The sequence below is a fragment of the Vulcaniibacterium thermophilum genome (assembly GCF_007923255.1).
GTDB lineage: Bacteria > Pseudomonadota > Gammaproteobacteria > Xanthomonadales > Xanthomonadaceae > Lysobacter_F > Lysobacter_F thermophilum.
Genome location: NZ_VOHJ01000065.1, coordinates 1 through 5,547 on the forward strand (window position 1 = coordinate 1; position 5,547 = coordinate 5,547).

Sequence of the window (5,547 nt, forward strand, 5' to 3'; positions counted from 1 at the left end):
GCTTGGACTGGCGTAACCCAGAGAAGCAGCGCAAGGACGAACGGGGCCGACGAATGCTTCATGCGGGGCCTAACACCTGAGTTAAGCCGCGCCGCGAAGCGGCGTCGGCTTGGACGAATTGTTAGGCATCTGACCCGTTGCAATGACGATCGACTGCCCAGTTGTGGAACAAGACTGCGATTGCCAAGATGCCGCTAAGAGCCGTGAGAACAATGCCGGCGCAAACAGAAAGTCGCCAAACGATAGCAACAACGGCAGTTAGCAGCGCGGTCAACCCGCTCAGTGTAAGCAGGGCGGCCAAGTTGAAGTTGAAATGGTTGTACGTGCGCTCGCCGTGCACGATGTATGGGAGAACGTACTGCCAGGCGAAAAGCCAAATCACCAGAGAGGCGATCGCCGCCCAAAGTGAGACCTCGCTGTAGGTAGCTTGGCCTTTCGTCTGCGCAAGCAGGACGATGAGGCCTGCCGAGAATCCTGCGGCAGCCAAGGCGGTGTTGCGCAGCTGCCCGAGATACTCCTGCGAGAAGTGGCTTCTAAGATGACTCACGGGATCAGAGAATCTCATACAGATGCCTAACACCTGAGTTAAGCCGCGCCGCGAAGCGGCGTCGGCTTGGACGAATTGTTAGGCCCCAGCGAGTGACCCGCCGAGAAGCCCAACCCCAAAGACCAGCGCTGCCCAGATGAGCAGCGGTACGAGCATGGCCCAAAACACGAGCGCCCAGTAACCGATCAGGCGACGGCGGTACGGCAGGTACGCTAAAAGCTGCCCGGCGAAGAACAAGGGCACGAGCACAAGAGAAAAGGTTGTGCCATTTACCAAGCCGAGCACGCCGCCCAGGTACAGCATGACGGGGACCGCCCATGCCAGCGAGAAATAGCGCCAGTGACGAACTGCAGCCTGTAGGAACGTGCGGTGCGACGCTGCTGCGGACATGGGGCCTAACACCTGAGTTAAGCCGCGCCGCGAAGCGGCGTCGGCTTGGACGAATTGTTAGGCGCCGTACCGATCAACTGCGCCCACGGCTCTTCCACTACCGCACCAAACTGCCGGAGCTCGCGAGCAAGCCTGACCAGGCCCGCCACTCGAGTAGGGGACCACTCTGGCCCAGGGGTGTATCCGAGGTCCAGTCGAACGGAATCTACATATACCCAGACAGCGGGTAGGCGCACACCCGCCACGACAGGATCGGCGCTGAAATGGATGTATGCCGCAGAGCACAGGACCGATTCCAACGCCGCCGCAGTTGGCTCGAGCGAGCCACGCCGCATCTGACGCACGACACGACGAAGTGGCGCGGGAGGAAAGTGCCGGACAATGCTCCGAAACGCCGCTGCCAGAGCCAATGGCTTCGAGAAGCTGGTGCGTACCTCCGTGATCACGGAAGTGTCATCTTGCACGAGCTCCACTGCATCCATAGGCGCCTAACGTTGAAGCTCAGGGGCGCGCCGCTTGCGGCGCGTCCCGCTGGAGCGAAATGTTAGAGGCGGGTTATTCATAGCCAACTGTCTTCGGGATCGGAGCGCCACCATGCCCAAAGTGTAAAGATGAAAGCTGCGAGGAATCCATAGACGACCAAATGACCGAAGTTAATGAGTGCATTGAATAACAACACAAATGACAAGACTGCACTTGCTCGCCCGGTAGAGGGGCGAGAGCTAAATGTTGAAAAATATTTGCTGAAGTAGAGCAAACATAGCCCGAGTGAGGCTACTGCAGAGAAAGCCAACGGCATAACAGGTTCTTGGTCAAACATGGGGCTCATGTATATCTGCCACAGCATGTCCAATCTTTCTTCTCCCTGCGTGAAAAAGGGCGCTCCCAGCCCCATTGCCATAGCGGCGTAAGTAATGGAAGCCATAGATTGCGGTCCGCGGCCGGATGAGTACCTCATGCCTCTAACACCAATTAGTCCCCACGAGCGGGGATATGCACGGGATGTTCAGACTCTTTCCGGCTGCGGTCAAGGCGCGTTCTCAGGGCGGCCAAGGGTTTGCGCTGATGGCGGCCGGGGGATGGAGGCGGGAGGATGGGCGGTGGGGTGTTATCTGAGGGCGTAACGGTTACGCGCATGGAGGCAGGGCGTATATGGAAGGGCATGCCACGGGTGGGGTGGCGCGGCGGCCGGGGTTGCTGCAGGTGGTTCGGGAGCGGATACGGGCGCGGCATTACAGCCTGCGCACGGAGCAGGCGTACGTCCGTTGGATCTGGCGGTTCGTGCTGTTTCACGGCCGCAGGCATCCGCGCGAACTGGGCGCGGCGGAGGTCGAGGCTTTCCTGAGCCATCTCGCGGTCGCGGGACGGGTGGCTGCGGGCACGCAGAACCAGGCGCTGGCGGCGCTGCTTTTCCTCTATCGCGAGGTGCTCGGACAGGCGCTGCCCTGGCTGGACAATGTGGTGCGGGCGAAGCGGCCCGTGCGGGTGCCGACCGTGCTTGCGCGGGACGAGGTGCAGACGCTGCTGCGGCATCTGGACGGTACTCCCTGGCTGCTGGCCAGCCTGCTGTACGGCGCCGGGCTGCGGTTGATGGAGGGGCTGCGTCTGCGCGTGAAGGACGTGGATTTCGCGCGCAGCGAGATCACCGTGCGCGCCGGCAAGGGCGCGAAGGACCGGCGCACGGTGTTGCCGGCGTCTCTGGTGGAACCGCTGCAGCGGCAGATCGAGCGCGCGTTGGCGTGGCACCGGGCCGATCTGGATGCGGGTTTCGGCGCGGTGTGGCTGCCGCATGCGTTGGCCCGCAAGTATCCGGGCGCGCCGCGCGAGCCGGGATGGCAGTACGTGTTTCCGGCGTCGCGCCGCTCGCGCGATCCGCGCGACGGGGTGGAGCGCCGCCATCATCTCGACGATGCGGTGTTTTCGCGCGCACTGCGACGGGCGCGACTGGCCGCGGGGCTGGCGAAGCCGGTGACGGCGCACACGCTGCGGCATTCGTTCGCGACCCATCTGCTGGAGGCCGGGTACGACATCCGCACGGTGCAGGAGCTGCTCGGGCACGAGGATGTGTCGACGACGCAGATCTACACGCACGTGTTGAACCGCGGTGCGCGGGCGGTGCGCAGTCCGCTGGATGGGGCGGGGGTTTAGCGGAATGGGGGCCCTCACCCTCGTGTCTCTGTCCCAGCGAGGGAGAGGGGATTCGCCGGGTGTGAGGTCGCTGCGGGTGTGCGCGCCTTTGGCGCGCCCCCTCACCCCAACCCTCTCCCCCACGGGGTGGGGGAGAGGGGGGCGTTGCGGTGGGGGAAGCTGGAGGGGTGTGTGCGGTTGGGTCCGGACCTCACCCCGGTCCTCTTTCCCAGCGAGGGAGAGGGGGATTCGCCGGGTGTGGGGTCGCTGCGGGTGTGCGCGCCTTTGGCGCGCCCCCTCACCCCAAGCCTCTCTCCACGGGGTGGGAGGAGAGGGGTGTTCGCTGAGGGTGAGGGAGTTTGGCGTGGGTGCGTGCGCCCTTGGCGCGCCCTCTCACCCCAACCCTCGCCCCACTGCGCGGGGGAGAGGCTGGTACCGCGTCAAGGCGAGGCGTCGACGAGCTGCCCCCGCTGCGCGAGGGAGAGGGGGGGCTCGGTGCGGGTGGGGAGAGCGGCTCGCCGCGATGTGGGGCCGCCGGGCTTTACACCGGCGGCTCGTCGAGCAGGCGGGCGCAGCGGGTGCAGGCGTCGCGCACGCGCTTGAGGTTGTCCTGGGTGCCGACGCGGTCGCCGCGTTCCATCAGCAACTGCGCGGCGGCGGCGGCCAGGCCGATGGTGTTGAGCTCGTTGCGCAGGCGATGCAGCCAGTCGGCGCGGGCGCCCTGGCCGCTGAGGTCCGGCGCCGTGCTCATCGGGCGGCGCTGCCGTTGCCGGCGCCGTTCGCGCGCAGGCGCGCGAGCTGGTTGTGGATCGTGCGCACGCTCACGCCCAGCGCTTCGGCGGTGCGGGTGCGGTCGTTGCCGAAGTGCTCCAGCGTCTTCAGCAGCATTTCGCGTTCGACTTCGGCGTAGGTCATGCCGACGTGGAAGGTGATGGTGGTGGCGTCGTGGTGCACCGGCGCCAGCTTGCGGTAGCCGGGCTGCACCGCGATCTCGTCGCCATCGCAGGTGAGGTACGCGCGCTGCACGGCGCTGCGCAGCTCGCGCACGTTGCCGGGCCAGGTGTGTTGCAGCAGCACGCGCTCGGTGCCGGCGGCGAAGCGCTTGCGGGTGTTGTAGTGCTGGTTGAGGCGGTCGAGGAACAGCCGCGCCAGCAGCAGGATGTCGTGGCCGCGCGCGCGCAGCGGCGGCAGTTCGAGGGTGAAGTCGGCCAGCCGGTAGAACAGGTCCTCGCGCAGCGTGCCGTCCTCCACCGCGCGCAGCGGGTCGCGGTTGGTCGCCGCCACCACGCGCACGTCGGTGGCGATCGCCTCGGTGCCGCCGACGCGGGTGATCACGTTGGTCTCCAGCACGCGCAGCAGGTAGGTCTGCAACTGCGCGGGCATCTCGGTGATCTCGTCCAGGAACAGCGTGCCGTGGTTGGCCTGCTCGAAATAGCCGATGTGGCGATTGGACGCGCCGGTGAACGCGCCGCGTTCGTGGCCGAACAGGTGGCTCGCCAAGAGGTCGGGCGCGATCGCGCCGCAGTTGACCGCGACGAACGGGCCGCGGCGGCCGCTCTGCTCGTGCAGCGCGCGCGCGACCAGCTCCTTGCCGGTGCCGCTCTCGCCCACGATCAGCACGGTGGCGGTGCTGCGCGCGACGCGGCCGATGTCGCGGATCACCCGGCGCATCGCCACGCACTCGCCGACCATGCCGGCGCAGTCGGCGCGCGCCGGCCGCGCGCGCGCGGCGGCGGTGTCCAGCAGCGAGTCGAACTGCTCGGGCTTGAGCGGCTTGATCAGGTAATCGGCCACCGGCAGCGACACCGCGCGCGCCGCGCTCTCCACCGACGGCTGGCCGGTGACGATCGCCACCCGGCCGTGTTCGGGCAGGTCGAGTTCCTGCAGCAGGTCGAAGCCGCTGCCGTCCGGCAGCGTCAGATCCAGCAGCAGCAGATCCAGCGACGGCAGGTGGGCGTATTGGCGCGATTGCGCCAGCGAATGGGCCTGGTAGGGGATGAACCCGCGCGCGCGCGCGTAGTCGGCGGCGGAGTTCGCGAACTCGCGGTCGTCGTCGACGATCAGCAGCGTCGGCTGGCTTTCACGCATCGGGGGAGGCGTCAGGTCCATACGTCCATATCCATCGATCCCGTGCAGCGTAGTGGTGACGCGGTGAATCCGGCGTCGCCGTCGCGCATCGCCGCGCACACGCGAACGCAACAAGTTCGGCGATGTGAAAAAAGTGCAAGCGGCGATCGTCACCGCGCTGGAACGCGATTTGCGTGAAAAGGGGATATCGGAACCGCCACCGACCCATTCGAGGAGAGCTGCGATGAACATGCGACCCCACGTGCTGGCCCTCGCGCTGCTGGCCGCGCTGAGCGCCTGCGCCGACCGCGGCGTGGACGATGCGGCCACGCCGGACACCGCCGCGGGCAGCGGCACCGCGGCCGCGCCCACCGACGCCGCCGGCACCACGCCGCCGGCCGACGCCGCCGCGCCCG

At 66.8% G+C, this 5,547-nt stretch carries 6 protein-coding genes; 1 reads left to right on the forward strand and 5 read right to left on the reverse strand.

Translation table 11 applies throughout. The features are described from left to right. Positions 1–121: 121 nt before the first annotated feature. From FQY64_RS14440 to FQY64_RS14450, 3 genes are all read right to left on the reverse strand, one after another. Positions 122–565 carry a hypothetical protein gene (locus FQY64_RS14440; protein WP_146475418.1) on the reverse strand — a complete coding sequence of 148 codons (444 nt, stop codon included), beginning with the start codon at positions 563–565 and terminating at the stop codon, positions 122–124. A 60-nt stretch (positions 566–625) separates the two neighbouring features. Continuing rightward, positions 626–937, reverse strand: a complete 312-nt coding sequence (locus tag FQY64_RS14445; RefSeq protein WP_146475420.1) for a hypothetical protein — start codon at positions 935–937, stop codon at positions 626–628. A 559-nt stretch (positions 938–1,496) separates the two neighbouring features. Beyond that, a complete protein-coding gene (locus FQY64_RS14450) occupies positions 1,497–1,862 on the reverse strand; it encodes a hypothetical protein (protein ID WP_146475422.1) in 366 nt (121 codons plus the stop codon). 227 nt (positions 1,863–2,089) lie between these two features. On the opposite strand from FQY64_RS14450, the gene FQY64_RS14455 reads away from it, so the two are divergent. Beyond that, positions 2,090–3,085 carry an integron integrase gene (locus FQY64_RS14455; RefSeq protein WP_146475424.1) on the forward strand — a complete coding sequence of 332 codons (996 nt, stop codon included), beginning with the start codon at positions 2,090–2,092 and terminating at the stop codon, positions 3,083–3,085. A gap of 520 nt (positions 3,086–3,605) precedes the next feature. On the opposite strand, the gene FQY64_RS14460 is transcribed toward FQY64_RS14455, so the two are convergent. Further along, positions 3,606–3,815 carry a hypothetical protein gene (locus tag FQY64_RS14460; RefSeq protein ID WP_146475426.1) on the reverse strand — a complete coding sequence of 70 codons (210 nt, stop codon included), beginning with the start codon at positions 3,813–3,815 and terminating at the stop codon, positions 3,606–3,608. Then, positions 3,812–5,173 carry a sigma-54-dependent transcriptional regulator gene (locus tag FQY64_RS14465; RefSeq protein ID WP_186761046.1) on the reverse strand — a complete coding sequence of 454 codons (1,362 nt, stop codon included), beginning with the start codon at positions 5,171–5,173 and terminating at the stop codon, positions 3,812–3,814. Before FQY64_RS14465 ends, FQY64_RS14460 begins: the two co-directional genes overlap by 4 nt. Positions 5,174–5,547 lie beyond the last annotated feature (374 nt).